We start from the raw sequence: 259 nt of genomic DNA on the forward strand, positions 1-259 counted from the left end.
GTCGATGTCTGATCCGGCTTCGGTGCCGCCCGATGCAACCGCCAGAATGGCCCGTTTGCCCTTCAGCAGACCTTCGGGCCCAGTCTCGGTGTATTGAAAGGTCACGCCAACGCGGGCGACCAGATCGATCCCGGCCTTCAGGGTCGTGGGGATGGTGAAATTGTAGAGCGGGACACCGATCACCACGGTGTCCGCCTCTTTGAGTTCATCAATCAAACTGTCCGACAAGGCCAGCGTCGCCTTTTGCTCATCGCTGCGT

General features: G+C 59.8%; 1 protein-coding gene. It reads right to left on the reverse strand.

The window, feature by feature from the left end; genetic code table 11:
* Positions 1 to 259, reverse strand: a 259-nt coding sequence (locus O4G76_RS20950; protein ID WP_269399035.1) for an FMN-dependent NADH-azoreductase, incomplete at both ends; no start/stop codon positions are given.

Origin of the sequence: Limimaricola sp. G21655-S1, assembly GCF_027213785.1 — a bacterium.
Classification (GTDB): domain Bacteria; phylum Pseudomonadota; class Alphaproteobacteria; order Rhodobacterales; family Rhodobacteraceae; genus Limimaricola.